At 71.3% G+C, this 25,954-nt stretch carries 25 protein-coding genes; 17 read left to right on the forward strand and 8 right to left on the reverse strand.

The annotated features are described in order from the left end of the window. The first annotated feature begins 28 nt into the window (after positions 1-28). The 6 genes from NR798_RS39480 to NR798_RS39505 all read left to right on the forward strand — a co-directional run bounded on the left by NR798_RS39480 (position 29) and on the right by NR798_RS39505 (position 4,795). Positions 29-439 (forward strand): cytochrome C oxidase subunit IV family protein, encoded by a 411-nt coding sequence (locus NR798_RS39480; RefSeq protein ID WP_375767738.1) that lies wholly within the window; start codon positions 29-31, stop codon positions 437-439. Positions 440-552: 113 nt separating this feature from the next. Further along, positions 553-1,512, forward strand: coding sequence for a GNAT family N-acetyltransferase (locus tag NR798_RS39485; protein ID WP_375767739.1), 960 nt, complete (start codon positions 553-555; stop codon positions 1,510-1,512). 20 nt (positions 1,513-1,532) lie between these two features. Continuing rightward, complete coding sequence (locus NR798_RS39490; protein ID WP_375767740.1) at positions 1,533-2,684, forward strand: hypothetical protein; 1,152 nt, start codon at positions 1,533-1,535, stop codon at positions 2,682-2,684. A gap of 8 nt (positions 2,685-2,692) precedes the next feature. Then, a complete protein-coding gene (locus NR798_RS39495) occupies positions 2,693-2,983 on the forward strand; it encodes a YkgJ family cysteine cluster protein (RefSeq protein WP_375767741.1) in 291 nt (96 codons plus the stop codon). 13 nt (positions 2,984-2,996) lie between these two features. Further along, entirely contained in the window at positions 2,997-3,983 is a 987-nt protein-coding gene (locus NR798_RS39500) for a hydrolase (protein ID WP_375767742.1), read from the forward strand. 341 nt (positions 3,984-4,324) lie between these two features. Further along, positions 4,325-4,795, forward strand: a complete 471-nt coding sequence (locus tag NR798_RS39505; protein WP_375767743.1) for a hypothetical protein — start codon at positions 4,325-4,327, stop codon at positions 4,793-4,795. Positions 4,796-4,830: 35 nt separating this feature from the next. On the opposite strand, the gene NR798_RS39510 is transcribed toward NR798_RS39505, so the two are convergent. Next, positions 4,831-5,238, reverse strand: coding sequence for a DNA-binding response regulator (locus tag NR798_RS39510; protein WP_375767744.1), 408 nt, complete (start codon positions 5,236-5,238; stop codon positions 4,831-4,833). Positions 5,239-5,559: 321 nt separating this feature from the next. Here NR798_RS39510 and NR798_RS39515 point away from each other — a divergent pair, with 321 nt between their 5' ends. Together NR798_RS39515 and NR798_RS39520 are read left to right on the forward strand one after the other, a co-directional pair. Then, positions 5,560-6,945, forward strand: coding sequence for a DEAD/DEAH box helicase (locus NR798_RS39515; RefSeq protein ID WP_375767745.1), 1,386 nt, complete (start codon positions 5,560-5,562; stop codon positions 6,943-6,945). Then, on the forward strand, positions 6,939-8,123 hold the full coding sequence (locus tag NR798_RS39520; RefSeq protein WP_375767746.1) for a DUF790 family protein: 1,185 nt from the start codon (positions 6,939-6,941) through the stop codon (positions 8,121-8,123). Before NR798_RS39515 ends, NR798_RS39520 begins: the two co-directional genes overlap by 7 nt. A gap of 14 nt (positions 8,124-8,137) precedes the next feature. On the opposite strand, the gene NR798_RS39525 is transcribed toward NR798_RS39520, so the two are convergent. Next, complete coding sequence (locus NR798_RS39525; protein WP_375767747.1) at positions 8,138-8,509, reverse strand: helix-turn-helix transcriptional regulator; 372 nt, start codon at positions 8,507-8,509, stop codon at positions 8,138-8,140. A 125-nt stretch (positions 8,510-8,634) separates the two neighbouring features. On the opposite strand from NR798_RS39525, the gene NR798_RS39530 reads away from it, so the two are divergent. After that, positions 8,635-9,003: a response regulator gene (locus NR798_RS39530; protein ID WP_375767748.1), complete on the forward strand. Its 369-nt coding sequence runs from the start codon at positions 8,635-8,637 to the stop codon at positions 9,001-9,003. Between the two features lie 15 nt (positions 9,004-9,018). Here the strand turns inward: NR798_RS39530 and NR798_RS39535 are convergent, their stop codons facing one another. Next, the gene (locus NR798_RS39535; RefSeq protein ID WP_375767749.1) at positions 9,019-9,237 is read right to left on the reverse strand and encodes an MbtH family protein; all 219 of its coding nucleotides are present in this window, start codon (positions 9,235-9,237) and stop codon (positions 9,019-9,021) included. 179 nt (positions 9,238-9,416) lie between these two features. After that, positions 9,417-12,635, reverse strand: coding sequence for an AAA family ATPase (locus NR798_RS39540; protein ID WP_375767750.1), 3,219 nt, complete (start codon positions 12,633-12,635; stop codon positions 9,417-9,419). Between the two features lie 178 nt (positions 12,636-12,813). On the opposite strand from NR798_RS39540, the gene NR798_RS39545 reads away from it, so the two are divergent. Further along, the gene (locus NR798_RS39545) at positions 12,814-13,650 is read left to right on the forward strand and encodes a metallophosphoesterase family protein (RefSeq protein WP_375773899.1); all 837 of its coding nucleotides are present in this window, start codon (positions 12,814-12,816) and stop codon (positions 13,648-13,650) included. A gap of 6 nt (positions 13,651-13,656) precedes the next feature. On the opposite strand, the gene NR798_RS39550 is transcribed toward NR798_RS39545, so the two are convergent. After that, positions 13,657-15,156, reverse strand: coding sequence for a hypothetical protein (locus tag NR798_RS39550; RefSeq protein WP_375767751.1), 1,500 nt, complete (start codon positions 15,154-15,156; stop codon positions 13,657-13,659). Between the two features lie 22 nt (positions 15,157-15,178). Continuing rightward, positions 15,179-16,153 (reverse strand): hypothetical protein, encoded by a 975-nt coding sequence (locus NR798_RS39555; RefSeq protein WP_375767752.1) that lies wholly within the window; start codon positions 16,151-16,153, stop codon positions 15,179-15,181. Positions 16,154-16,394: 241 nt separating this feature from the next. Between NR798_RS39555 and NR798_RS39560 the strand changes: the two genes are divergently transcribed. The 4 genes from NR798_RS39560 (at position 16,395) to NR798_RS39575 (ending at position 21,467) form a co-directional block, all read left to right on the forward strand. Continuing rightward, a complete protein-coding gene (locus NR798_RS39560) occupies positions 16,395-17,333 on the forward strand; it encodes a TraB/GumN family protein (protein WP_375767753.1) in 939 nt (312 codons plus the stop codon). 47 nt (positions 17,334-17,380) lie between these two features. After that, entirely contained in the window at positions 17,381-19,087 is a 1,707-nt protein-coding gene (locus NR798_RS39565) for a protein kinase (protein WP_375767754.1), read from the forward strand. Positions 19,088-19,196: 109 nt separating this feature from the next. Further along, a complete protein-coding gene (locus NR798_RS39570) occupies positions 19,197-20,372 on the forward strand; it encodes a sensor histidine kinase (RefSeq protein ID WP_375767755.1) in 1,176 nt (391 codons plus the stop codon). Positions 20,373-20,456: 84 nt separating this feature from the next. Beyond that, complete coding sequence (locus tag NR798_RS39575) at positions 20,457-21,467, forward strand: NAD(P)-dependent alcohol dehydrogenase (protein ID WP_375767756.1); 1,011 nt, start codon at positions 20,457-20,459, stop codon at positions 21,465-21,467. Positions 21,468-21,522: 55 nt separating this feature from the next. Here the strand turns inward: NR798_RS39575 and NR798_RS39580 are convergent, their stop codons facing one another. Both NR798_RS39580 and NR798_RS39585 read right to left on the reverse strand, forming a co-directional pair. Next, positions 21,523-21,960 carry an organic hydroperoxide resistance protein gene (locus NR798_RS39580; protein ID WP_375767757.1) on the reverse strand — a complete coding sequence of 146 codons (438 nt, stop codon included), beginning with the start codon at positions 21,958-21,960 and terminating at the stop codon, positions 21,523-21,525. Positions 21,961-22,096: 136 nt separating this feature from the next. Next, positions 22,097-23,107, reverse strand: a complete 1,011-nt coding sequence (locus tag NR798_RS39585) for an LLM class flavin-dependent oxidoreductase (RefSeq protein WP_375767758.1) — start codon at positions 23,105-23,107, stop codon at positions 22,097-22,099. Positions 23,108-23,216: 109 nt separating this feature from the next. Between NR798_RS39585 and NR798_RS39590 the strand changes: the two genes are divergently transcribed. From NR798_RS39590 to NR798_RS39600, 3 genes are all read left to right on the forward strand, one after another. Then, positions 23,217-23,708 carry a MarR family winged helix-turn-helix transcriptional regulator gene (locus tag NR798_RS39590; protein ID WP_375767759.1) on the forward strand — a complete coding sequence of 164 codons (492 nt, stop codon included), beginning with the start codon at positions 23,217-23,219 and terminating at the stop codon, positions 23,706-23,708. Between the two features lie 64 nt (positions 23,709-23,772). Further along, a complete protein-coding gene (locus NR798_RS39595) occupies positions 23,773-24,795 on the forward strand; it encodes a pirin family protein (RefSeq protein WP_375767760.1) in 1,023 nt (340 codons plus the stop codon). 80 nt (positions 24,796-24,875) lie between these two features. Continuing rightward, on the forward strand, positions 24,876-25,562 hold the full coding sequence (locus tag NR798_RS39600) for a hypothetical protein (protein WP_375767761.1): 687 nt from the start codon (positions 24,876-24,878) through the stop codon (positions 25,560-25,562). Positions 25,563-25,954: the final 392 nt, after the last annotated feature.

Below are 25,954 nucleotides of genomic sequence, written 5' to 3' on the forward strand. Positions count from 1 at the left end.
CAACGAGTCGTTAAAGGAAGACCGTGAGATGCGCCAGGAGCACCACTCCGGACCGGGGAAGTACATCCTGGTCTGGGGCGCCCTGATGGTGCTCACCCTCGTCACGGTGTTCACGGGCAAGATGCACATCGAGACGGGTGCACTGGCGCTCGCGCTGGTGATCGCCTCGGTGAAGGGCGCCCTCGTGGCGCTGTACTTCATGCACCTGGCCGAGCACCAGGGCGCCAGCCGCGTGGTGTTCATCACCTCCATGCTGTTCGTGGTGCTGATGCTCCTCTTCACCCTCTTCGACATCGGTACCCGCTTCCGCCCCGCCCTGTCGTCCTACGCCACCCCGCAGGAGTGGCCCGTGTCGACGCCCGGTCAGTCCGGCCGGATCGACCACTCCGGCGGCCGCTACGGTGGGCAGCTGCAGGCCCCCGGGACCAACCCGAAGTAGGCGCGTCCCCGGACGCACCCCACGCGGCGCCGCGGCTTCCCGCCCGGCGCCGCGTTTCCTTTGCGGGAACACCCTCACCCCGGCCCTCTCCCAGAGGGAGAGGGAGCACACCCATGCACCTCGTTGCCGCCACCGATGAGCAGATGGGCCAGCGCGACGCGCTCACCTACTCCGAGTGGGGAAAGCTGCTCTCCCCCGAGGGCTATGCCGCCCGGGAGCAGCGGCTGCGCGCCCACCCATGGTCCCGCGCGGACATGCGCACCTGGTTGTTGTGCGGCGAGGACGGCGGCGTGCTCGCCTCCTGCGAGACGTTCCGCACCTCCAGCTTCCTGCGCACCGCCGGGGGCCCCCTCGACCCGGGCGACAGCTTCGCCATCGCCAGCGTCTTCACCGAGGAGCGCCTGCGCGGCCACGGGTACGCCACCCGCCTGATGGACCTGCTCGCCGCCGAGCTGGAGCGCCAGCCTCGCGCCCACGCCGCCCTCCTCTTCTCCGACGTGGGCCCCCGCATCTACGCACGCTCGGGCTACCAGGCCCTGCCCGCCTGGGACTGGCACCTGTCCCCCACTCCCGGCGACCCCCGCGCACCCGTGGACACGCTCCTGCGCGAGGACGCGCTCGGCCCGGCCCTCGGCCGCTTGCGCCAGCCCGAGGTGCCCTTCTTCTTCTGGCCCTCCCCCGCTCAGCTCGACTGGCACCTGGAGCGCGGCCGCATCTACGTCGAGCACCTCGGCTGCTCCCTGCCCCCGTCCGCCGGCGCCACCGCGGGCGCGTCCACCATCCTCTGGGGACTCGTGGGCAGAAGCGCCGAGCTGACGGTGCTGATGCTCGACGCGCGCTCCCCGTCGGAGGGCCAGGCCCTGCTGGAGGCCGCCCGGCGCGAGGCCTCCCGCTCCGGCCTCTCCCGCGTGGTCCTCTGGGAGGAGCCCTCCCACGCCCCGCTTTTGCCGCTCCTCCAGGGCGAGGGCGCCACCCGCGTGGCCCGCGACGGCTCGCTGCCCATGGTGCGGCCCCTGCGCCCCGGCCTGCCCCTCTCCCCCCTCCTCCCGGCCCCCCGTGGGCTCTGGGTGTGAGAAACCGCTAGGATGCGGGCATGGCCGAGCGCACCCGCATCATCGAGGGCACCTGGAACTGCACCTCCTGCGATACCCGGGACATCCTCGCGCGGCACCGCAGCTGCCCCAGCTGCAACAACCCGCGCGAGGAGACGGGCCAGGAGTCCGAGTTCGACTTCGGTGACGTGGACCCCTCCAGCGGCAAGTCCCGGCGCGAGGGCGTCACCGACGAGAAGGCCCTCTCCGCCGCCAACGCGGGCGCCGACTGGTTCTGCGACTACTGCTCCGCCTCCAACCGCGGCGACACCCCCATCTGCCGCAACTGCCGCGCCGAGCGCTCCGCCACCTCGCGCGCCCTCACCGAGGGAGCCGAGGAGCCCCTCGAGCCTTCCGCCCCGCCTCCCCCGCCCCCCCTGGCGCGGCAGGGCTCGCGCAAGTGGCTCTACGTGGGCCTCGGCCTCCTGGCGTTCTTCGGCACCTGCATGATGTGGGGCTCGCGGACCCACGGCGTCACCGGCCAGGTCACCACCACCGAGTGGACGCGCACCGTGCACCGGGAGACCTTCCAGCGCGTGAGCCGCGAGGGCTGGCGCAGCGAGCTGAGCACCCGCTCGCCCCGCATGCCCGTCAATGGCACGGGCGAGGTGGCCGGCGTGGAGAACATCCGCAGCTGCTTCCCCCGCCAGCGCGGCACCCGCCAGGTGGCCGACGGCACCGAGCGCGTGTGCAGCACCAAGACGCGCCAGGAGAAGTGCGGCACCCAGGAGAAGTGCACCCGCAAGAAGATGGCCAACGGCTACATGAAGGAGACGTGCCGGGACGAGCCCAAGTACTGCAGCAAGTCCTACCAGGACTGCGACATGCGCACGCGCTACCGCTCCGAGCCCGTCTTCGACGTGAGCTGCACCTACGACACCTACGTCTGGCAGCAGGTGGACACCCGGGTGGAGTCCGGCCGCGACGGCGCCCCCCGCTGGCCCGCGCTGGAGCCGGGCGCGTACGACCGGCTGCGCCGCGAGGAGAAGTACGCCGTGCACATCGGCTACGAGGACGACGGTGACGGCAAGGAGCACGTGCACGAGCCCAAGAGCGAGACCGAGTTCCTCGCCTGGAAGAAGGGCCAGGCCGTCCCCCTCGAGGTGAACAACTTCGGCTCGGCCCAGATCTTGGCCGGCGACGCCGTACGCTGAGCATGCCCATGGAATGCACCCGCTGTGGCGCCTGCTGCGTGGCGCCGGACATCGCCGCGCTCGACAAGCCCCTGGGCGTGCGCTGCCCCCACCTCACCGCCGACAACCTCTGCTCGGTGTACGACCGGCGCCCGGACGTCTGCCGCGCCTACGGGGCCGACGAGGTCTGCCGCCTCATCGAAGCCCCCACCCTCGAGGAGCGCGTGAGCAAGTACCTCGCCCTCTTCGAGCTCACGGACGAGGCCACCGCCATCCGCGAGCGCGGCTGTTCCTCCATGCGCAAGGCCCGCCGCGGGTGATATCCCCCCGCCCGTGTCCTTCCAACCCACCGAGCCCTTCGCCCCCGCGCGCGGCCTCGCCTCGCCCCACGCGCAGACCATCTTCGCCTCGCTCGTGCGCCCCACGCACGCGCCTCCCCTGAAGCGCGAGCGCTGGGAGCTGCCCGACGGCGACTTCGTCGACCTCGACTCCTTCGACGGCCCCCAGGGCGCCCCCCACGTCGTCACCCTCCACGGCCTGGAGGGCTCCTCGCGCTCCGGCTACATCACCGCCATCCTCCGCGGCGCCGCCGAGCGCGGCTGGGGCGCCACCGCCATCAACTTCCGCTCCTGCAGCGGTGAGCCCAACCGGCTCGCCCGCTCCTACCACTCGGGCGACATCGGCGACGCGCTCTCCGTGCTCAAGCACCTGCGCGCGCGCCTCACCGGCCCGCTCTACGCGGTGGGCTTCTCCCTGGGCGCCAACGTGCTGCTGCGGTTGATGGAGGAGACGGGAGAGCACTCGCCCGTGGACGCCGCCGCCGCCGTGAGCGCCCCCTTCGACCTGGGCGTCTGCGCCGACACGCTCGATGGGCCCGGCCCCTTCCAGCGCCTCTACCGCGGCCGCTTCCTGCGCACCCTCAAGAGCAAGGCGCGCGAGAAGCTCCGCCGCTTCCCCGGTGTCTTCGACGGCGCCGCCATGGAGCGCGCCACCACCATCCGCGGCTTCGACGACGCCGTCACCGCCCCGCTCCACGGCTTCCGCGACGCCACCCACTACTACGCCGAGGCCTCGTCGGGTCCGCGCATCCAGGCCATCCGCCGCCCCACCCTGCTGCTGAGCGCCAAGGATGACCCGATGATTCCCGCCGCCACGCACCCGCGGGACGTGGCGGCCAACCCCGTGCTGCACGCCGTCGTCACCGAGCACGGCGGCCACGTGGGCTTCGTCGCCGGCAGCCCCTTCGCCCCGTCCTACTGGGGCGAGGCCCAGGTGCTCGCCTTCCTCGCCTCCCGCAATGCGAACACCCAGCCGGTGTGACCCGGCCGGGCTTCCACACAGGGCGACCCCTCGCCCTCCCCACCCACCTACCCCGCGACGGGCGGTCCATCCGCCCCCAACCCCAGCCCTACCGCCCCGTCGCGAGGCCCCCCACGGTACCGCCCACCCCACCCCATCCAACCCCGTCCAGCAGCACCGCCCCGTCCTGCGCAGGAAGGCATGAGCACATGCCGTGCCGACGCCCCGGCCCGGGCACGCGCCTCGTGATTCCAGGGGGTTGAGACACCGTCCCGCGCATGGGACGCGGAGGGGGGCTCCGGGGGCCGGAAAAAACTCCGTGGAGAGGGAAAAACCTTTCCCAACCGCACTACAACCCCGCCATGAACCTCCCACCCTGTGGCCTGTACCGCACCCGTAGCGCGCTCGGCACGCACATCCCGGCGGGCCGGCTCGTCTACTTCCACAACCATGGGGACCCGGGCCCTGGCCTCTACCTGCCCAACGGCTGGGCAGCCAACCGGGCTCGCTGGCACGCGCGGGGCACGCCGCTGACGGAAGCCTCCTGGGCCGAGCACCTCGAGCCCCTGCCGCCCGAGGGCCTCTACCGCGTCCGCTCCGCCTTCCCCTGCTGCGCCCAGCGCTGCCGCACCTTCGAGCCGGAGCAGCTCGTCCAGCTCGGCTACAACGGCGAGGCCCAGGCCCTCCTCTTCCTTCCCGAGTGGACCGAGCAGGGCCTCAGCATCCCCACCACCGGCACCCGCGTGGAGCGCGAGGTCCTGGAGCGGCTCGCCCCGCTGAAGGTCGCCCACGGTGAGTCCGCCCCGGCCGCCGGGGACGGCCTGCTGCACTGAAACCCGTGCCCGGCTCACGGGCTCGCCTGGGCGGCTCAGGCCTCGCCGGTGGGCGGGCGGAGCATCCGCAGCAGGTGCTGGGCGAGTAGATCTCTCGTGGCCCGCTGCAGCTCGCTGAGCAGCACGTGCAGGCCCTCGGCCGAGCCGTCGCGTACGTCACGCACGCGCTCCTCGCTGCCGTCGAAGACGCGCAGACGCCCGGGCACGAGGGTGATGAGCGGCTGGCGCGGATGGCGCCGCTTGAGCAACCCCAGCAGCAGGGGCTGGTCCTCGTCCGGCCGGCGCGCGTCCACCACCACCAGGGCGGGCTCCTCCTCGGCGATGGAGTCCAGGGCCTCGTCCGCGTCCGACATGGCGACGACGGACAGGCCCGGCTCCGCCAGGAGGCGCGAGATGAGCTCCCGGGAGGGGCGGTGCGGGCTGAGGATGACGATGCGGCGCATGTCGATGGAGGAAGGGTAGGCGCTTCATGCGGGGCCCGCCACGCATCCTTCGCCGGGAACGGCTCCCCACCGGAGAGAGGATGTCCAGGCCCTCGCCGCCTCGCCCGCCTCCTACCTCGGACGGCGGGGCCGAGGGGGACCTTCGAGGGAGGGCGGGGAATGTTCACTTCCGGACACTGTTTCGCCCTCCGGCCTCTAAAGCCCCTGCAAGTTTCCTCCCTGGGCATGCTGCGGACCGTGGGCGAACCAACCTCGAAAGTCACACTCTGGCGTTGGCTCGGAGATCGGGTTACTCCCGGCTCTTCCCCCGTTCCCGACCTGATGGCCACCGAGCTCCACTTCGACTGCGGCACCCTGGTGGCGCCCACGCTGCCAGACGACGACGCCCTGCGCGCCCGCTTCCAGCGGGACACGCGCACCGGGGTGTACCGGGCCGCGGCGCGACACTACCGCGAGGTGGTGCTGAGGCTGCGCGAGCTGGGCCTGCCCTACGAGGACAAGGCGAAGCGCTTCGAGCCGCTGGAGGTGGCGCTGGCCACGCCCATCGAGCCCTTCCCCCACCAGAAGGCGGCGCTGGAGGCGTGGAGCGGCGCGGGTGGGCGGGGGCTGGTGGAGCTGCCCACGGGCGCGGGCAAGACGCTGCTGGCGGTGCTGGCCATCGCCCGGGTGAAGCGGCCGACCCTGGTGGTCGTCCCCACCTTGGACTTGATGACCCAGTGGCAGGGCGTGCTGTCCAAGCACCTGGGCCTGCCGGTGGGGATGCTGGGCGGCGGAGTGAGTGACCGGCAGCCGCTGACGGTGACGACGTACGACTCGGCGGCGATGCAGACGGAGTTCCACGGCAACCGCTTCGGCTTCCTCATCTGCGACGAGTGCCACCACCTGCCCGCGCCCAGCTACCGCTTCATCGCCGAGGGCTCGCTGGCGCCGTACCGGCTGGGCCTCACCGCCACGCTGGAGCGCACGGACGGCGGCGAGCGCGTGTGCGAGGAGCTGCTGGGGCCGCTGGTGCACCGCACGGACATCCGCGAGCTGCAGGGACGCTACCTGGCCCCGTACGAGGTACGCCGGGTGGAGGTGCCCCTCACGCCCGAGGAGCAGGCGCGGCATGACGAGGCACGCGCGCGCTACCTGGGCTTCATCCGCCAGCGGGGCATCCGCTTCGACGTACCGGAGGGCTGGGCGCGCTTCCTCGCGGAGAGCCAGCGCACGGAAGAGGGGCGCGCGGCATACCGGGGCTACCGGGAGCAGCGCCGCATCGCCCTCACCTCGAGCGCGAAGCAGGACGTGCTGTGGCGGATTCTGCTGGAGCACCGCGAGGACCGCGCCATCGTCTTCACCGACGACAACGAGACGGTGTACACGCTGGCGAGGCGGCTGCTGCTGCCGGCGCTCACGCACCACACGCCCGTGCCCGAGCGCAAGGCACTGCTGGCGGCCTTCGCCAGCGGGGAGCTGCCGGTGCTGCTCACCTCGCGGGTGCTCAACGAGGGCGTGGACGTACCGGAGGCGCGGGTGGGCGTGGTGCTCAGCGGCAGTGGCAGCGTGCGCGAGCACGTGCAGCGGCTGGGCCGCATCCTCCGCCAGCGCCCGGGCAAGCGCGCGCTGCTGTACGAGGTGTGCTCGGCCCAGACGGCCGAGGCCTCCATCAGCGAGCGGCGGCGCCAGCACCGGGCCTACCAGGAAGAGGAGGGCGAGGCGTGCTGACGCGCGAGCTGCTCCTCTTCCGCGTGCGCGACGGGAAGCTGCGCCCCTCCTTCGTGAAGCGGGAGGACGCCGCGCTGCGCACCCTCGCCACGGAGCTCATCGCCGAGGTGGCGGCCGGAGTCGGGCGCTCGCGTGACGAGGTGGAGGAGACGCTCGCGCTGCGGGCCGGTGCGCACACGCGGCCCAAGGTGGCGCGGGGGCTGGTGAAGCTGCTGGTGGACCGGATGCTCTTCGACGAGCCCTCGGAGGGCATCTCCGAGGCCCGCGCCGCGGCCTTCCGCGAGGCGGCCCGGGTGCTGCGCTCGCTGCCCGCGGACGCGACGGTGGAGGCCTACGAGTCGCGGCTCGCCGAGGCCTTCCCGCGCCCGCTGCCGGAGCTGCGCGAGGCCCTCTACGCCGACCTCCCAGGTCACCGCCGCCTGCTGGGTTGGGAGGCGCTGACGGCCCCGGAGCTGCTGGATCGCTACAACCTGGCGCTGGCGCAGGGCCCCCTCTTCGACGCGCGGCGGCTGACGCTGCGGGCGAAGGCGCCGGAGCTGCTGCGGGTGCGCAAGGTGCTGCGCTGGCTGAAGTTCTGCCGGCTGGTGGCCGAGGTGCGGCGCGAGGGCGAGGACTGGGTGCTGGAGGTGGAGGGCCCGGGGGCCATGCTGGCCCTGCAGAAGAAGTACGGGCTGCAGCTGGCGAGCTTCCTCTCGGTGGTGCCGGTGCTGAAGTACTGGCAGCTCACCGCGTCCCTGGAGAGCCCGCGGCGCCGGGTGACGCTGGTGCTGGACGACAAGGATCCCCTCGTGTCACCGCACGGCACGGCGCTGGGCCACATCCCGCCCGAGGTGGCCACCCTGGCCGAGGGCTTCGACGACGCGGACTGGGAGCTGGACCTGCTGCCCCTGCCCCGCCACATGGGGGCCGCCGGGTTGTGCGTGCCGGATCTCACGTTCCGTCACAGACAGACGGGGCGCGAGGTGGCGCTGGAGTTGTTCCACGCATGGCATGCGGGCCCGTTGTCGAGGAGAATGGAGGAGCTGCGCTCGCGACCGGATGCGGGACTGCTGCTGGGGGTGGATCGGGCGCTGGCGAAGGATGCCCAGGCACGCGCGCTGTTGGAGGCACACCCGCAGGTGGTGCTCTTCCATGGATTCCCATCGGCGAAGCGGCTGCGCGCGAGGCTCTCACCGTGAGACAGGCACCCTCCCTACCCGTTTTTCTGCCCCAGGTGCGCGGCCACGAGGCTGAGCACCCGGAGCGAGTTCCTGTCCAACTGGCGGGCGCGCCGCAGCAGGCGGCGCAGCTCCGCGGGCTCACTGGTCTCGGGGGCGGGGGGCGGAGGCGTCCAGGGCACGGCACTCTCGGTGCTCAGCCCCAGGGCCTCGTCCGCGGACAGGGCGAGCACGGCGCACAGCTTGCGGAAGGTCGGGACGCTCGGAAGCATGTTTCCCCGCTCCAGCCGCCCGTACACCTCCGTGGCGATGCCTATGCGCTCCGCCACGTCTTCCTGTGTGAGGTTGAGGCGCTGCCGGGCTGCGCGAGCGCTCTCTCCCAACCTGGTTGCGAGCTTTTTTGCCATTGTCCCGGGACCCGAGTGGTTCACCGGTGGCAATATGACTCGGGAGGTTGGTTTCCCAGGACGACTGGGGTAGTATCTCCGTCCGAGGACCCGTCACGTTACATGATGGGTCCTGGAGGTCCCGGATGACCGTGGACGCCCTTCCCTCCTACCTTTTCGTCGACGAGGATCCGCTGCAGCTCTCCGCGCTGCGCAGGCTCCTGCGGGACATGCCCGGCACCAAGCGCGTGGCGACCAGCGGTGAAGAGGCCCTGCGCATGGCGGAGGAGGAGCCGCCCTCGGTCGTCATCGCCGCGTACATCCTGCCCGGCATGGACGGGCTGACGTTGCTGGCGGCGCTGCGAGCGCGCGCCCCTCACCTGCTGTGCGGCCTGCACACCACGCAGCTGCCGTCGCGGGACATCATCCCTCCCCACGTCACCGTGCTGCTCAAGCCCTGCCCTCCCGAGCGGCTGCGCGCCTTCCTGATGTCGGGCGCGGCCGCTCCGAAGTAGGCCGGGGCCCGCGCCTCACGAGCCCTTCGCGCCCTCCTCCATCTTCTTGCGCAGGCTGAGCGGACGCATGTCCGTCCACACCTGCTTGATGTGCTCGAGGCACTCGGCCTTGGTGCCCGACTTGCCGGCGTCCTTCCAGCCCGGGGCGTTCTCCCGGTCCGCGGGCCAGATGGAGTACTGCTCCTCGTGGTTGACCACGACCTTGTACTTCTGGGTGTCCTCGGTGTCGCTCATGGCGCCAATTTCACCCGCCGGGCCCCGGGGGGTCAATGTGGGTCTGGACGGTGGATAAGGGGAACCCCCTGCCAACCTCGGAGGTTGGGCCGGAAGCGCGGAGGGCGGCCGGAACGTAGGACCTGCCGGGTTGGAACCGGCGAAAAACGGAAATGCACCTGGCAGGTCTCTCGAAGGGCTCACCGGGCGCCGCGGGCGAGCGCCCGCGCGTACCCCAGGGCGGCCTGGGTGAAGCGGGCCCCGGACAGCCCGCTCACGTATTGGCGCACCATGGCGCGCGTGGCACCCACGTAGAAGAGCGCGCGGCGGGTGCGCTCCAGCTCGCGCTCGGTGCGCCCCGGCCGGCCCTCCATCCACGACATGTCGTCCAGCGCGTCCACGCCGCAGAAGAACACCACCGGGCTCTCGTGCCCCTTGCACGAGAAGGCCGTCGTCACCCGGAGGTAGTCCACCTTCCCCACGCTGAAGCCCGCCACGTCCTGCCCGTTGCGCCCTCCGAAGGCCACCGCCTTCAGCCCCTCGCGCTCCAGCGCCTCGGCCAGCCGCGCCGGCCGCACCGGCGCCACCACCAGCACATCCGAGGGCTGTACCCCCTCCTCCTCGCGCAGCCGCTTCACCTCGCGCACCAGCCACGCCTCCTCCGCCTGCGCCGAGTCGAAGGCCTTCACCACCGGCGCCACGCCCTCGCGCTCGGTGGCCTGCAGCCGGTACAGCCCATCCACTCCCGGCACCGGCTCCTCCAGCAGGCCCTGCTCGCGCAGCTCGTGGGCGCGCATGAACTCGCGCATGCCGGGGTTGGCCACCCGGTGCAGCCCGAGCGGGTCCAACACCACGTTGAAGGCCAGCTCGGACACCTGGCGCGTGGAGCGGAAGGCTTCGTGCAGCACGCGCACCCGGCCGGTGAAGTCGAGCCCGTCCGGCAGCTCCTTGCGCAGGGCCTCCACGGCGCTGTTGCCGTACACGTTCTGCGAGTCGTCCGCGAAGAGCAGGAAGGCCTTGAGCCGGGGCCCCTCGCCACGCGAGAGCGGACGGGCCAGCGCGTACAGGTGCGCGAGCTCCGGGGCGCTCAGGTCCTGCGCCTCGTCCACGAAGACGGCATCGAAGCTCTCCGGCGCGAAGGCGCCCGTGCCCGTCACGTGCATGAGCGTCACCCGCTGTGTCATCAGCGGCGCCCGCTTGCCGAGCCGCTGCCGCATCGCCGCCACCAGCAGGCGCGAGAGCAGCGGCGTCAGCGCCTTGTTGAAGAAGGACACCAGCACCCGCGCGTCCGGGTGCTCGGCGAGGTAGCGCGCCACCCACTGCGCCATCACGTACGTCTTCCCGCTGCCCGCCACCCCGCGCACCAGGTGGTGCCCGTCGTCGAAGCGGCGCTCGAAGAGGGCCACCTGCTCCTGGGTGAAGAGCGGCCCCATGCCGCGCAGGGAATCAATCTCCTCCCCCAGGGCCTCAGGCCGCCGGGCCGCCTGCGCGCGCACGCCCGGCATCACCAGCAGCGGCTGCAGCGAGAAGCGGGGCTCCATCGTGGGCGCCACGGGCGTCAGCAGCTCCAGGAGCTGCGAGGGAATGGCGGCCTCGGACTCGGCGCGCGAGGAGAGGACGAAGAGGTACTCCCGGGCGCGGCTGGCGGCCACGTTGAGCATGGGGGTGAGCTCGCTCGGGGGAAAGGGGCGCCCAGCGGCCACGGTGTCCACCACGACGACGTCGTACTCGGTGCCCTGCTGCCGGTGGATGGTGGAGGCCTGGAAGCGCGACTCGCTCCACCCCTTCTGCTGCGCCAGCGCGCGCAGCAGCGCCGCCTGCGCCCGGTACGGCGTCACCGCCAGCACCTTGAGCCCTGCTTTCAGCGCGGGCGCGGCCAGGGCCACCACCAGCTCCGCCGAGAAGGGCCGCCGGTAGCCCCGGCCCGACTCGCCCCGCTCGTGGCAGATGCGGCGCGCGTCCCGCGTGGCCTCGTCCAGCACCACCCAGCAGGCGCGCGCCGCGGGGTACACGTCCACCGTCTTCGGCTGGCGCGTGCGGGGTCCCTCGCCGTCCTCCAGCATCCCCGCGTAGCTGAAGTGGCTCACCACGGAGCCGATCTGCGGGTGCATGCGGTGCTGCGTCCGCAACAGCAGCACGTGCGAGGACTCCGTCGCCGCCTTCGCGTCCTCCAGGTGCGACAGCGGTGAGCTGCGCATCCACGTCTGCACCGGCCGCTCCACGCCCTCCAGCGCCTGGCTCACCGGGCCGATCTGCTTCGGGTCTCCTCCCAGCAGCACCTGGCGCGCCATCGGCGCCAGCAGCCCCACGGCGGCGCGCGACACCATGCCCGCCTCGTCCACCACCAGCCGGTCGAATCGCTCGGCGCCCTCCAGCTCCGACACGAGCCGCAGCGCGCGGTGCACGGTGAGCACCATGAGGGTGGCGTGCCCCTCCCGGGCGACGAAGAGCGTCTCGTCCGTGAGGCCGTCGCGCACCTTGCGCAGCTCCGCCTTCACGGTGGCCAGCCGCGAGGGCGAGGCCCCCTCGAGGTACTCGCGCCGCACCCGGTCCTCCATGTACTCGATGCGCGCCGCCTGCTTCTGGTAGCGCGAGTCCTGGAGGACGGCGGGAAAGGCGTTCGTCAGCTCCGGGCCCACGCCGATGCCGCCCCGGAAGATGCGGCACGTGGTGTCTGGCGCGTGCAGGGCCCCGGCCTTGGACAGCATGCGGGCCACGCGCAGCGCGAGCGTGTCGGCGGCGCGGTTGGTGGGCGCCACCGCGAGGATGCGCTCCTTGGGGTTGCGTTGAATCGCCTGCGCGAGCAGCCGCGCCACCGTCTCCGTCTTGCCCGTGCCCGGAGGCCCCCAGAGGAGCGCCCAGGGCTTCTCCCAGAGGTACTCGGGCCCGGGCGAGGGGCCGGCCCCATCATCGGGGATGAGGCCGCGCACGCGCTCCAGCGCCTCGCGCACCCGGGGCCCGCGCGAGTCGTAGGCCCGCGAGGCCGCGAGCAGCGCCTCGGAGAAGTCATAGGGCTGGAAGGCCCACCGCTCCGCGGAGATCACCTCGGGCGGGATGTGGCTCAGCGAGCGCGTGGAGAGGAAGACCCGCCCATTCGTGGGGTCCACGTGGACGATCTCCCCCACGAACTTGCGCTCGTCCGGGAGGAAGCCGATGAGCTGGCCTCCACCCCAGCTCGCATCCGCGGCGGGCCGGGGGGTGAGGCCGAGCATCGACTCGTCCTCCAGCCGCACGTCCTCGGCCCCCTTGAGCATCACCCACCGGTACAGGGCGCGCTCGCTCTCCAACGCCGACAGCAGATCCTCCGGCAGCACCGAGCGCACGATGAGATCGGCGGGCTCGGCGGTGAGAGCCGGGGACTGGGGAGCCTGGGAAGCAGGCTTCCGGGCATGACGTGCCTGGGCTGACTCGTTCGCCATTCGGAAGGCCGGAGCGGAAGCCCCATGGTGCCCTGAGGACGCGCGAAGGAAAAGCCAGGGGGCGTCCCGCCATCACGCCTGCTCGGGCAAGGGAGCGCCCCCGCTTCTATTCTTCCTTCATGCGAAACGGCAACGCCGCTGGAGAGTCCAGTAATGTGGACGGTCCGTGCCCCCCACCATGAAGCTCTACGCCCTCAGTGATCTCCACGTGCGCTACGAGCACAACCGCAAGGCGCTCGAGTCGCTCGCTCCCCATCCGGAGGACTGGCTCATCGTCGCCGGAGACGTGGGCGAGACGCTGGAGCACATGGACTTCGCCTGGCGCACGCTGACGGCGCGCTTCCAGAAGGTGATCTGGGTGCCCGGCAACCACGAGCTGTGGACGCTGACGCGCGAGCAGCCCGCCCTCCGAGGCGAGGCCCGCTACCAGCAGGTGGTGGAGCACTGCCGCTCGTACGGCGTGCTCACGCCCGAGGACCCGTACCCTCGCTGGCCGGGCGAGGGGCCGCACCGGGTGCTGGTGCCGATGTTCCTGCTCTACGACTACTCGTTCCGCCCGGACCACGTGGCCGAGCAGGACGCCATCGCGTGGGCGATGGAGCACCACATCCTGTGCACCGACGAGGCGGTGCTGCACCCGGACCCGTACCCGAGCCGGTCCGCGTGGTGCGCGGCGCGCGTGGAGCAGACGCTCGCCCGGCTGGAGAGGGAGCTGCCGGCGGACTGCTCCACCATCCTCATCAACCATTTCCCGCTGCGCTACGAGCACGTGCGCCTGCCGCGCATCCCCCGCTTCTCCATCTGGTGCGGCACGAAGAAGACGGAGGACTGGCACGTGCGCTTCCGGGCCGAGATCGTCGTCTCCGGCCACCTGCACATGCCCGCCACGCTGTGGCGCGACGGGGTGCGCTTCGAGGAGGCCTCGCTCGGCTATCCCCAGCAGTGGAGCTGGCGCGGCGACATCTCCCGCTGCCTGCGCGAGGTCCTCCCCGGCCCGAAGAGCCAGGCCCTCTGAACCCCCCTACTCCTCGGAGGGACGTTCGAAGGACTCCTTCGTGTAGCCGCCGGTCTGGGGATCGAGCGTGTAGCGGAGGACGAGCTTGTGCGGAGCCTTGTCGTAATCGACGAAGACCTCGATGCGCGACAGGTCGGGACTGGCCTCCCAGGCGATGCTCTCGCCATAGGTGAAGGTGCGCTTGAGCTCCTCCGGCTGGGAGAACCGGCCCCGGGCGTCCATCTTCACGAGGGACATCTCCAGGCTGGGGCACACGCCGCAGGCGCCCGTGCCCAGAGGGGGGGAGGCGATGTCCCTTTTCGTCCGGAGGATGGACAGCCCGGGGGCGCGCGGAGCGATCCGGAACTCGTCATCGCCGATGTCCTCTCCCAGCTCCAGAGCGGCCTCGACGCGGCGCCACACCCGATTGCTGGTGACCTGCGTGTCCAGGACGGCCTGGCCGCGGCGCGACACCAGCCAGCCCTGCTCCGGCAGGGAGAGCAGCTCCACGTCCCCGAACCTGCCCACCGGCTTCACCTGGGACAGGTCGATGTCCAGCACCTCGGGGCTCATGTCCTCGGGTACGGACGGACAGACGCCCGTGTGGTGGGGCACATTGACCCAGGCCTGGAGGGTCCGCACGGCCGGGCCGGGCTGGTACGAGTCGCCCTCATTCTCCTTCAGGGCACGCTCGAGGAGCTCCGGCCAGGCGCCGAACCGCAGGGGCGTGGCGAGCATCACCGCGTGGGAGGCGGAGGACAGGCGCGTCTCCAGCTCGTCCTGGCCCTCGTCGTTGTCGATCAGATCCACGCGCAGCTTCAGGTTGCGCAGCGGTGCCTCGGAGGTGCGCGGCAAGGCGCTCGTGGGGATGAGGGCCTCGAAGCGGTAGCCGCCGTCTATGCGCTCGAAGTGGATGGAGCCGGCCGTGTCCTTCGGGCCGTAGCGCACCACGCTCCCGGACAGCAGCCCGTACTGCACGGTGAAGGCGGCCATGAGCGCCTCGCGGTGCTCCGCCTGGGCCTCCCTCCACGCGAGGCAGTCCTCACAGGAGGCAAGCTCCTCCGCGCATGTCCAGGCGGTGATCTCGTGTTCACCGAACTGGTCCGCGGTGGCCATGGGCGGCATCTTCGGCCGCGGTAGGGCGAGCCAGAGCTCCACGTGATCGCCATCGCGTTGCTCGAGCTCCGTGGCGAGTTGGACGTGGTCGTCGCGGACCTCGCCAGCCACGGCGAGCCCCTCGGTGCCAAGGGCGAGCCAGAGGGTCGCGGACAGGTCGTCCGGCGAGGTGACCTTGGACTCTCCGGCCACCTGGGTGGAGGCGCCGAGGAGCACCGAGGGAGACAGCTTCCACTCCGCGAGCTTCCCGTCGACCTTGAAGCCGGCGGGGAGGCCCTCGTGGAGGTGGAAGCCGGAAGGCACGGAGACAGCCGGGGTGCGCGAGGGCTTCGCGTTCCGGGTCGACGTACAACCGGCCAGCAGCAGCCCGGCGGCGAGTGCGTGGCGCCACCGGTGGTAGGCGATGCGCATGATGACTCCCCCCTCAGCCGGTTCAGCGGCGCTTGCCGGCCTTCTTCGGCGCGGGCCACGCGAAGCTGTACTCGTGCTCCTCGATCGTCTCGCTCTCCTTGTCCCCCACCACCACCTTCGACACATCGTACCTGCGCGCGCTGTAGGGGCGCATCGTGGCGGAGTCCATCACCACCTCCGCCCTGGAGACGCGGCGCGCCGACTTGACCATCGCGTCGACATCCGGCGGCTCCTTGCCCGGCGGGGTCGCGCCCTGGAATAGCTGCGTCATGGTGGCCACCACCGTCTTGCGGAAGGGCTCGCCCTCGAGCACCGACTCCAGCTCCAGGCGCACCGCGCCCTGGTGCTCCGCGTCCGGGCCGCGGTGGCGCACCGTCACCACGCTCTCCACCGGCCCCGAGGGCAACTGCGACTGCCCCGTGACCAGACCCTCCTCGCCAGCGGCCAGCTTCAGGCCCACCCACGCCCCCACCCACGCGTTCCAGAATTCGCCCCCGCTCTGCTTGAACATCTCCTTCATCCCCGGCCGCTCGAACACCGCGCGCATCTGCTCGCGCCGCTCCTCGGGCATCATCTTGTAGATGCGCTCCAGCATCTCCTCCACCCCCACCATGTCCACCAGCTCGCCCTCGGCCGAGAGCACCAGCGTGGGGATGGCGCTCGCCATCGCCGTGGCCTCCTTGATCCCCGGGGGCAGAGGGCCCTTCGTGAGATCCTGCCCCTCCCGCTCCAGGAACTGGAACTTGTCGAGCTTCAGCTCGTACCCGCCCTCCTTGCGCGCCGACAGCACCGCGTCGTAGCGCATCACCGCGCGCTTGCCCTTCTTGAGGATGCGCTCGGTCACCGTCACCCGCGACGGCACGGGCCAGGCGAAGCGCAACGCCGACGCGGGGGCAACCGCGGGAGTCCCCGCATCAGGGGTGACGTCGGACTGGCGGGCGGCGAGGGCGGGGCCGGCCACGAACAGCAGCGCGGCCAGGGGCAACACGAAGCGCATCGGGAATTCCTCGGGGAATGCCGGGTGGGCGCGCGGGTATAGCACGGCGCGGCACCGAGCGGCCCCGCGAGGTTACCGGCGCGAGGCCAGCGAGTTCCCCTGCTCCACGGGCGGCTGGAGCGAGTTGTCGCGCGAGCCGGGGCGCTACCATGGAGGAGGCACGCGAGTTCCTGGCGCGGGATGCCGCGTGCGCGGCCGCTCCGGTCCAGTCATGATGCGCGCGAACCTCAACGGACCGAACATGCGCCCGACCCGACTGCTCCTGCTCTTTCTCTCCCTCCTCGGCACCGCCTGCGCCACGACCACCGCGGAGCGTCCCGCCGCCACGCCGAGCTCCGCCGCCGTGGCCGAGCGCCGCGCCTTCCTCTGGGAGGTGACGCGTCCCGGCGCTCCGGACAAGCGGCTCTACCTCACGGGCTCGGTCCACCTGGGCAGGCCCGGCCAGTTCGTCTTCCCGCCGTCCCTGGAGGCCGCGTTCGCGCGCTCGCAGGCGCTGGTGGTGGAGCTGGACCCGGACAAGGCGGACAAGGGGCAGACGCAGCAGCTCATCCTGAGCCTGGGCACCTACGCGCCTCCCGACGGGCTGAGCGCGCACCTGAGCGCCGAGACGAAGGCGCTGCTGCCCAAGGCGCTCGAGCAGGTGGGCATCCCCCTGGCTGGCGTCGAGCGCATGCGGCCCTGGCTGCTGTCCGTCACCCTCTCCGTCCTGGAGATGCAGAAGGCCGGCTATTCGGAGGGGGGCGGTATCGACCGGATGCTGCTGACGAAGGCGCGCGGCACCCAGCGCATCGTGGAGCTGGAGTCGATCGGCTCGCAGCTGCGCATGCTCGCCGGCCTTCCCGACGCGGTGCAGGATCTCATGCTGCGAGATCAGCTCCAGCAGTCCTCGCAGACGGCGGTCAGCATGGCGGCCGTGGCCACCGCCTGGGAGGGCGGCAACCCCGACGCCCTGGCCCATGTCCTCTTCGAGCGGGTGGACGACCCCACCTACAAGCCCTTCTACGAGGCCCTCTTCTTCACCCGCAACCGGCAGATGGCGGACCGGGTGGCCGAGCTGATCGACCAGCCCGAGACGCACTTCGTGGTGGTGGGCGCCGGTCACCTGGTGGGAGAGGAAGGCCTCCTCTCGCTGCTGGCCCGCAAGGGCTTCCAGGTGCGGCAGCTGCCCCGCGAGCCCTGACACGGGAGTCGCCTTGCGGCCACGGCTGCAAGAGAATGAGGGTGCCCATGCCTCACTCCGACCCTCCAGGTAGCGCGGCCCCCGTCGGCGCGCAGCTGCTCGCCGAGCACTTCCGGGCGGACGCCTCCGCCCGCGAGGCCACCGTGACGCGGTTCATCAGCCTGGTGGCCTGCCTCTTCACCGCCTCCACGCTCGGGTTCGGGGCGATGATCGGCTGGCCCCGCGCCCTGTCCGTCGCGGGGCTGTGTGCCTTCTTCGCCGTCTACTACGGGTGGATCTCCTGGCGGCTGCGGCGCGGCTGGTTCCACCCCGCCGTCCGCTGGGTCAACATCGGCCTGGAGACCACCACTGGCGCGTTCCTCTTCGTCTGCGACGTCCTCTTCGGGAATGCCGAGCAGGCGCTGACCAATCCCATGGCCGTCCTGTGGACCGCGGCCATCGTGCTCGCGGCCCTGCGCGGCAGCCGCGGCATGGCCCTCTTCGCCGGTGGTCTCGTGGCCGCGCAGACGGTGCTGCTCTACTTCCTGCTGGCCTGGCCCCGGCTGGCCGAGCCCGTTCCGCTGATGTTCACCCCGCCGCTCGTCCTGCTGCGGGCCGTCTACTACTTCGTCATCGGGTGGCTGGCGGCGCTCGTGGCCACCTACCTCACGCACCGGGCCGAGGAGGCGCTGCACGCCATCCGCGCCAAGGAGCTGCTGGGCAAGTACTTCCTCCACGAGCGGCTGGGGGTGGGCGGCATGGCCGAGGTGTTCCGCGCCACCTACAGCCCCGAGGGCGGCTTCGAGAAGGGGGTGGCCATCAAGCGCATCCTCCCGGCTTACGCGGAGGACGAGGAGTTCGTGACGATGTTCCGCCGCGAGGCGGAGCTGGGCTCGCTGCTCAACCACCCCAACATCGTCCAGGTGCTCGACGTGGGCCGCTTCGGGGACACCTACTTCATGGCCATGGAGCACATCGAGGGCGTGTCCCTGCGCGAGCTGCTCAAGAGCCACGGGCCGCTCCCGCCCGCGGTGGTGGCCTACCTCGGGGCCGAGCTGGGCGAGGCGCTCGACTACGTGCACCGGCGCACCTCGAGCGAGGGCCTCCCGCTCAACCTCGTCCACCGGGACGTGAATCCGCCCAACATCCTCCTGTCACGCAGTGGCGAGGTGAAGCTGGGCGACTTCGGGGTGGCCCGGGCGGCCATCCACGTCCGGCTCACCCAGGTGGACCAGGTGCGCGGCAAGCTGGGGTACCTCTCCCCTGAGCAGGCCCGGGGCCAGCCCTTCGACGGGCGGGCGGACCTCTTCGCGCTCGGCCTCACGCTTCACGAGGCGCTCACGGGACGGCGCGTCTTCCCGGGGGAGGATGCCTCCGACCTGGTGCGCGGCGCTCCGCCTCCCTTCCTCGTCCCGCCCTCGGTCCACCGCCCCGACGTCCCTCCCGAGCTGGATGCGGCCATCATGGAGCTGCTCCAATGGCGGGTGGAGGAGCGTACGCCCCGGGGTCAGCGGTTGCGCGAGCAGCTCTGTGCCATCACGGGAGCGCTCGCGCCCCATCCCCACGGGCAGCGGGAGCTGGGCCGCCTCGTCCAGCAGGCCCTCGCCCGCAAGGGGAGCCACGCGCCGGCACGGAGCACGGAGCAGGAGACCCGGAGGGAGCCCACCCCCCTGCGCACCAGGGGAGACGAGCCCACCGAGGTCTTGCCCGCTGGAGGAGCACTCGCCCAGGGGGTGCTGGGGGCTCCAGCCGGGAAGAGCCCTCGCGAGGACTGAGCCGTGGAGCAGGCGAGGTGGCGCCGCAGGGCCTCGTGGCCAGGAAGGACCCGGCCCTGGTATCATCGTCCCGTGGGGGAGACGTTGACTTGACGGGAGTTCCCACGAGATGTCCGCGAGTGAAGTGCCGCCCCCCGGAGCGCCCCCGCCCCCTTCACCGCCCGGTGATGCGGTGCCGAGCCAACAGGAATCGGTCGCGGAGCTGCTGCGCGTGGTGCTCGGCCTCACCGAGAGCCTCGTCTTCGAGTTCGACGCCGAGGGCCACTACCTCTCGGCGTGGACCCATTCCGACTCGCTGCTGGTGATGCCCCGGGAGGCGTTCCTGGGACGGCACATCTCCCAGACGATGGACCCCCAGACAGCCGCGCTGACCCTGGAGAGCATCCAGCGCGTGCTGGCCCGGGGGCAGCCCGACCGCTTCGAGTACTCGGTGGAGGTGGAGGGCGGGCGCCGTTGGTTCAGCGCCGATGCGACGCTGGTGCCCCACCGTCCGGGCGTGGCCTTCATGGTCCGGGACATCACCCGGCAGAAGACGCTCGAGTTGAGCCTGCTGCAGGCGGACCGCCTGGCGGCCCTGGGGACGTTGGCCGCGGGGGTGGCGCACGAGGTGAGCAACCCCCTGGGCTACATCTCCTCCAACCTCCACTTCATCGAGGAGGGGCTGGCCGAGCTGCGGCGGGCCCTGGGGGAAGCGCCCGGGCTCGAGCGGCTGGCGCACACGCTGGAGGAGTGCGAGGAGGCGCTCGACGAGGCGCGGCAGGGCACCACGCGCATCCGCAACGTGGTGGGCGACTTGAAGACGTTCGCGAGGGGAGAGGACACGCGCCCGGGGGACGAGCGGGCGGATGTGCGGCGGGCGATGGAGATGTCCATCAACATGGCCATGCCCGAGCTCCGGCACCGGGCCCGCATGGTCTGGCACCCGGAGGAGGTCCCCCTGGTGCGGGGCAGCGAGTCGCGCCTGGGACAGGTGTTCCTCAACCTGCTGCTCAACGCCGCCCAGGCCATCCCCGAGGGCGCACCGGAGAAGAACACCGTGGAGGCCCGCCTGCGGGCCGAGGACGGCAAGGTGGTGGTGGAGATCCGGGACACCGGCCAGGGCATCCCTCCCGAGAACCTCAAGCGCATCTTCGAGCCCTTCTTCACCACCCGGCCCGCGGGCGTGGGGACGGGCCTGGGGCTGGCCATCTGCCACAGCATCATCATCGCGATGCAGGGCGAGCTCACCGTGGAGAGCACCGTGGGCCAGGGCACCTGCTTCCGCGTGCTGTTGCCCACCACCTGACGCCCCGCGCGGATGGGGTGGAGATGGCCAGCGCTCCTCGTTAGGACGTGCGGCTCATCCCCGTGACAGGAGGAGTCTCTTCCCATGAAGGCTTATGAGTTGCACAAGACGGGCGGCCCCGAGGCCTGGGTGCAGGTGGAGCGGCCCGAGCCCAAGCCCGGCCCCGGCCAGGCCCTGGTGCGCATCCGGGCGGTGTCGCTGAACTACCGGGACCTGATGATCGCCAAGGGCGGCTATATGAAGCCCCCCTCGCGTCCCATCCTCCCCGTATCGGATGGGGCCGGTGAGGTGGTGGCGGTGGGCACGGGCGTCACCCGCGTGAAGCCCGGCGACCGCGTGGCCCCGACCTTCTTCCAGAACTGGACGGACGGAGAGGCGAAGCGGGAGCAGCTCCGGGCGCTCGGTGCGGGGGAGATCGACGGCGTGCTGGCCGAGTACGTCGCCGTGGACGCGGAGGCGCTCGTGCACCTGCCGGAGGGCTACACCTTCGAGGAGGGCGCCACCCTGCCCTGCGCGGCCCTCACGGTGTGGAATGCGCTGGTGTCCACGGGGCACCTCCAGAAAGGCCAGACGGTGCTGGCCCAGGGCACGGGCGGCGTCTCCATCTTCGCGCTCCAGTTCGCCCGCATGCTGGGCGCGCGCGTCATCATCACCTCCAGCCAGGACGAGAAGCTGGAGCGCGCACGGGTGCTCGGCGCGGAGAGCCTCATCAATTACAAGAAGGTCCCGGACTGGGAGCAGAAGGTCCTGGAGCTGACCGGCGGCAAGGGCGTGGAGCACGTCATCGAGGTGGGCGGCGAGAAGACGCTCCCGCAGTCCGCCCGCGCCGCGGCTCCCGGCGGGCACATCTACCTCATCGGGCTGCTCAGCGGCTCGTTCGGCAAGCCCGACCCCACCCTCGCCGGGTCCAAGCCCGTCCACTTCGATCCCATCTACGTGGGCAGCCGCGCCATGTTCGAGGACATGAACCGGGCCATCACCCAGCACAAGGTGAAGCCCGTCATCGACCGGACCTTCCCCTTCGAGCAGGCGCGCGAGGCCCTGCGCTACCTGCAGGACGGCGCCCACTTCGGCAAGGTCGTCATCAAGGTCTGACCCGGCCGCGAGCAGGACACGGGCCCCTCACGCGGGGGCCCGGACCCACCCGGCCTCAGGCCAGGCGCAGGTCCACGACGATGTTGCCGCGGGTGGCGTTGGAGTAGGGGCAGACCTCGTGAGCGGCGCGCAGCAGCGCCTCGGCCTGCTCGCGCGGCAGCTCGGGAATGGCCGCCACGAGCTCCACGGCGAGGCCGAACGCCTTGCCCACGGGCCCGATGGTCACCTGCGCCGTGATGGAGACCGGCCCCGTGGTGATCTTCTGGGCGCGAGCCACATGCATCAGGGCGCTCCCGAAGCATGCGGCGTAGCCGCCCGCGAAGAGCTGCTCCGGGTTGGTGCCGGGGGCGCCGTTGCCGCCGAGCGCCCGGGGCGGAACGAGCGCGACATCCAGGTTGCCATCGTCACTCTTCACCCGGCCGTCACGCCCCGCCGTAGCGGTGGCCGTCGCGGTGTAGAGGCGCTTCTCGAGGATCGTGGGGGTGGTGCTCATCCGAATCTCCTTGTGCCGACGTCTTGTGGTCGCGGGAGATAGATAGGTCACAATTAAATTGTGCGCAATACATATTGCCCGGGAGCTGGCGGAAGCCGGGGCGGTCCGGCCTCCTCTCATCCTCCGAGGAAACGCCTCAGCTCGCGCGGGCGAGCGCGTCGCGAGCGTGCGCCGCAATCTCGTACGAGCGCAGGCGCGCGGCATGGTCGAAGATCTGGGACGTCACCATGAGCTCGTCAGCGCCGGTGCGGGCGATGAAGGACTCCAGTCCGCGGCGGACGGTCTCGGGCGAGCCGACAACCGAGCATGACAGGGCCTGCTCGAGGCCCGCCTGCTCCATGGGGGACAGCCGTTGCTCGAAACCGTCGACGGGTGGCTGCAGGGGACCGGGCTGGCCGCGGCGCAGGTTGAGGAAGGCCTGCTGGATGGAGGTCATCAACCGGCGGCCCTCCTCGTCCGTCTCGGCCGCGAAGACGTTGATGCCGAGCATCACATGGGGCCGCGCGAGCTGCTCCGAGGGACGGAAGCGGCTGCGGTAGACGTCGATGGCCTGCATCATGTGGCCCGGCGCGAAGTGCGAGGCGAAGGCGTAGGGCAGGCCCAGCGCCGCGGCGAGCTGCGCGCCGAAGAGGCTGGAGCCGAGGATCCAGATGGGGACGTTCAAGCCGGCGCCGGGCACGGCCCGGACCCGCTGGCCGGGCTCGGCGGGGCGGAAGTAGTTCATGAGCTCGACGACGTCCTGCGGGAAGGAATCGGCGTCGCTGTCCAGGGTGCGCCGGAGCGCGTGGGAGGTGACCGGGTCGGTGCCCGGAGCGCGCCCCAGGCCCAGCTCGATGCGCCCCGGATAGAGCGACTCCAGCGTGCCGAACTGCTCGGCGATCACCAGCGGCGCATGGTTGGGCAGCATGATGCCTCCGGCGCCGACGCGAATCGTCGAGGTGCCACCGGCCACGTAGCCGATCACCACCGAGGTCGCGGCGCTCGCCACGCCAGTCATGTTGTGGTGCTCGGCCAGCCAGTAGCGGCGGTAACCCAGCCGCTCGGCATGGCGGGCGAGGTCCAGCGTGTTGCGCAAGGCCAGGGAGGCGTTGCCCCCTTCGATGATGGGCGAGAGGTCGAGGACGGAGAAGGGGATCGTCACTGGCATGGAGGTGTCCCTCGCAAGGAGACCAGGGGAGCGGGAAGAAAGACGAGCGATTCCATTGCACCCCATATAATGGTGCACTACGAGAAGTGCACAGGGTGCGAGGGGCAGCATGGCTGAGAAGAAGAAAGGCGGGGCGGCACGCGCGGAAGGTCCGGAGGAGCTGTGCCGGCTGGATCGCCAGCTCTGCTTCGCCGTCTACACGGCGAGCAATCTGATCACCCGGCTGTACCGGCCCCTGCTCGAGCCGCTGGGAATCACCTATCCGCAGTACCTGGCCCTGCTGGCGCTCTGGGAGCACGCCCCGCGCACGGTGGGTGAATTGGGCGAGGCGTTGGGGCTCGACTCCGGCACGCTCACGCCGCTGCTCAAGCGGCTGGAGGCGAACGGCTTCGTGGCCCGCAGGCGCGCGCCGGAGGACGAGCGCCGGGTGCTGGTCGAGCTGACGTCCGCCGGTCAGAAGCTGCGCGCCCGCGCGGCGTCCATTCCCAAGGAGCTGCTCTGCAAGCTTCCGCTTCCGCTCGAGCAGGCGGAGGAGCTGCGGGACGCCCTCAAGCGGCTCACCCGGGACCTGCAGGCACTCCCGGAGGGAACCGAGGGATGAGCAGGGTCCTCGGTGCTCACGCTGCGTGCGCAATAGAGACGAGCGCGTTACTTCTGGAGCCATCATGAAGAGCCCCCTCCTCGAGACCCGTCCGCTTGGCTTCCCCTGGGTGACCGCGGATCCCTTCCTGTTCTGCGTGCACCACGACGACAAGTACCCCGCCGGCAACGAGCACCTCGGGCCCGCAGCCGCGCTCACGGGCCGCAACCTGGGCCAGGACTTCGACGGCAAGGACGGCTGGAACATGTACCACGGGGAGGTCGTCCCCGGCTTTCCCGGGCACCCGCACCGCGGCTTCGAGACGGTGACGCTGGTGCGCAAGGGCCTCATCGACCACTCGGACTCGCTGGGGGCCGCGGCGCGCTTCGGCCACGGCGACGTGCAGTGGCTGACCGCGGGGGCGGGCGTCGTGCACTCGGAGATGTTCCCGCTGGTGGACAAGGGCCGCCCCAACCCCACCGAGCTGTTCCAGATCTGGCTCAACCTGCCCGCCGAGGACAAGCTCGCGCCGCCGCACTTCGCGATGCTCTGGGACCAGGACATTCCGCGTGTGGCCTTCACGGATGAGGCGGGCCGCCGCACCGAGGTGACGGTGGCCGCGGGGCAACTGGAGGGCCGCCGTGCGCCGCCGCCTCCGCCCCGCTCGTGGGCCTCGCGCCCCGACACGGACGTGGCCATCTGGACCGTCCGCCTCGATGCGGGTGCGGTGTGGACGCTGCCGCCCGCCGCGAACCCTCGCGCCAACCGCACGCTCTACTTCTTCGACGGCGATGCGCTGAAGGTGGCGGACCACGTCATCCGCGCGCACCAGGCGCTCGTGGTCCGGAGCGACGCGGCGGTGCGGCTCGAGGCCCTGGGCAGCGCGTGCGAGCTGCTGATGCTGCAAGGGCGCCCCATTGGCGAGCCGGTGGTGCAGTACGGCCCGTTCGTGATGAACAGCCGCGCGGAAATCCAACAGGCCTTCAACGACTACCAGCGCACGGGATTCGGGGGCTGGCCGTGGAAGTCCGGGGATCCGGTCCACGCGCGGGACGAGGGGCGCTTCGCCCGCCACGCGGACGGCCGCATCGAGCGGCCCTCGCGCTGAGCCGGTGGGGTGCACATGCGGATTGAATAGACGGGCTCCGCCTGCGTCGGGGTTCCGTCTCCTGCATCCCGGTGCGCCCCATGCTCGTCACGATTCTCGCCCTCACCCTGCTCACCTCCACGCCCTCGGCTCCGCCCGTCTCGTGTCTGTCCGCCAACGGGAAGACGGCCTGTGGCTACTCCTGCCGCCGCAGCGCCGATGACGTCCGCTGCGCCAGCACGCCCTATGGGACGTGCGGCATGTTCAACGGCGAGGTGTACTGCTTCGATCCCTCGCTGGCGGCCATCCACCACCCGCCCGACGAGGGCCTGCGCCCCGAGTGCAAGGGGCTGGGGACCGAGGCGGCCTGCGGCTTCAACTGCGTGGTGGCGCAAGGGAAGATCGCCTGTGCGAAGACGCCCTATGGCGTGTGCCGGGAGCACTTCGGCGAGCTGAAGTGCTGGGACCCGTCGGAGACCACCATCCATGAGATGGGCGCGGAGACGCCGCGGCCCGGCTGCCTCACGGCGTCGACGGCCATCGAGTGCGGCTACGACTGCAAGAACAACCGCACGGACGTGAAGTGCGCGGCGACTCCGCGCGGCCGGTGCGAGAAGAACGACTTCCGGATTGAGTGCTTCGATCCGCCGTCGCTCCTGCAGTGCGCGCACACCCAGCCGCCCGACCCCGCCGAGGTGCGCAAGCCGAAGTACCAGCGGCGGGAGGAGAAGCCGGCGGAAGCCAGTCAGTCGCCCAATGGCGACCCGCGCACGCGCATCGGCGGCTGAGCGAGGCTCGGAAAAAGTGAACCCGGTGCGTCGCAAAGACGCGGGGCCGGGAAAAACAAAAGCCCTGGAGGTTCAACGGATGTCCGTGAAACTCCAGGGCTTTTAGATGGTCAGGGAGACAGGATTCGAACCTGCGACCCCCTTGGTCCCGAACCAAGGCGAAGGGCCGTCCAGGCGTTACCAGCGGTTCACAACCCATGGTAACTACTCGGGTTTCTGAAGCTGGGCCTGTCCAGCCGTCCCATCCGGTACGCGAGGACACCAAGATTTTGCTGCTATCTTGCTGCTGGGCTCCACCCAGGCGCCGTCAGCCAACGATCTTGGGCGGCTGCTGACAGCCCGGGAAGTCGCGGAGCGGCTGGGCGTGTGCCAGGCCACGGTGTACCGCCTAC

The organism is Archangium gephyra (assembly GCF_042230915.1).
In the GTDB taxonomy this organism is placed as follows: domain Bacteria; phylum Myxococcota; class Myxococcia; order Myxococcales; family Myxococcaceae; genus Archangium; species Archangium gephyra_B.

Coding starts and splice junctions, on each gene's coding strand:
- NR798_RS39550 (WP_375767751.1), bottom strand. CDS start 15,156: ATGCGCATCGCCTACCACCGGTGGCGCCACGCACTCGCCGCCGGGCTG.
- NR798_RS39580 (WP_375767757.1), bottom strand. CDS start 21,960: ATGAGCACCACCCCCACGATCCTCGAGAAGCGCCTCTACACCGCGACG.
- NR798_RS39545 (WP_375773899.1), top strand. CDS start 12,814: ATGAAGCTCTACGCCCTCAGTGATCTCCACGTGCGCTACGAGCACAAC.
- NR798_RS39570 (WP_375767755.1), top strand. CDS start 19,197: ATGTCCGCGAGTGAAGTGCCGCCCCCCGGAGCGCCCCCGCCCCCTTCA.
- NR798_RS39555 (WP_375767752.1), bottom strand. CDS start 16,153: ATGCGCTTCGTGTTGCCCCTGGCCGCGCTGCTGTTCGTGGCCGGCCCC.
- NR798_RS39490 (WP_375767740.1), top strand. CDS start 1,533: ATGGCCGAGCGCACCCGCATCATCGAGGGCACCTGGAACTGCACCTCC.
- NR798_RS39575 (WP_375767756.1), top strand. CDS start 20,457: ATGAAGGCTTATGAGTTGCACAAGACGGGCGGCCCCGAGGCCTGGGTG.
- NR798_RS39510 (WP_375767744.1), bottom strand. CDS start 5,238: ATGCGCCGCATCGTCATCCTCAGCCCGCACCGCCCCTCCCGGGAGCTC.
- NR798_RS39505 (WP_375767743.1), top strand. CDS start 4,325: ATGAACCTCCCACCCTGTGGCCTGTACCGCACCCGTAGCGCGCTCGGC.
- NR798_RS39480 (WP_375767738.1), top strand. CDS start 29: ATGCGCCAGGAGCACCACTCCGGACCGGGGAAGTACATCCTGGTCTGG.
- NR798_RS39535 (WP_375767749.1), bottom strand. CDS start 9,237: ATGAGCGACACCGAGGACACCCAGAAGTACAAGGTCGTGGTCAACCAC.
- NR798_RS39525 (WP_375767747.1), bottom strand. CDS start 8,509: ATGGCAAAAAAGCTCGCAACCAGGTTGGGAGAGAGCGCTCGCGCAGCC.
- NR798_RS39600 (WP_375767761.1), top strand. CDS start 24,876: ATGCTCGTCACGATTCTCGCCCTCACCCTGCTCACCTCCACGCCCTCG.
- NR798_RS39515 (WP_375767745.1), top strand. CDS start 5,560: ATGGCCACCGAGCTCCACTTCGACTGCGGCACCCTGGTGGCGCCCACG.
- NR798_RS39560 (WP_375767753.1), top strand. CDS start 16,395: ATGCGCCCGACCCGACTGCTCCTGCTCTTTCTCTCCCTCCTCGGCACC.
- NR798_RS39540 (WP_375767750.1), bottom strand. CDS start 12,635: ATGGCGAACGAGTCAGCCCAGGCACGTCATGCCCGGAAGCCTGCTTCC.
- NR798_RS39495 (WP_375767741.1), top strand. CDS start 2,693: ATGGAATGCACCCGCTGTGGCGCCTGCTGCGTGGCGCCGGACATCGCC.
- NR798_RS39595 (WP_375767760.1), top strand. CDS start 23,773: ATGAAGAGCCCCCTCCTCGAGACCCGTCCGCTTGGCTTCCCCTGGGTG.
- NR798_RS39590 (WP_375767759.1), top strand. CDS start 23,217: ATGGCTGAGAAGAAGAAAGGCGGGGCGGCACGCGCGGAAGGTCCGGAG.
- NR798_RS39485 (WP_375767739.1), top strand. CDS start 553: ATGCACCTCGTTGCCGCCACCGATGAGCAGATGGGCCAGCGCGACGCG.
- NR798_RS39585 (WP_375767758.1), bottom strand. CDS start 23,107: ATGCCAGTGACGATCCCCTTCTCCGTCCTCGACCTCTCGCCCATCATC.
- NR798_RS39565 (WP_375767754.1), top strand. CDS start 17,381: ATGCCTCACTCCGACCCTCCAGGTAGCGCGGCCCCCGTCGGCGCGCAG.
- NR798_RS39530 (WP_375767748.1), top strand. CDS start 8,635: ATGACCGTGGACGCCCTTCCCTCCTACCTTTTCGTCGACGAGGATCCG.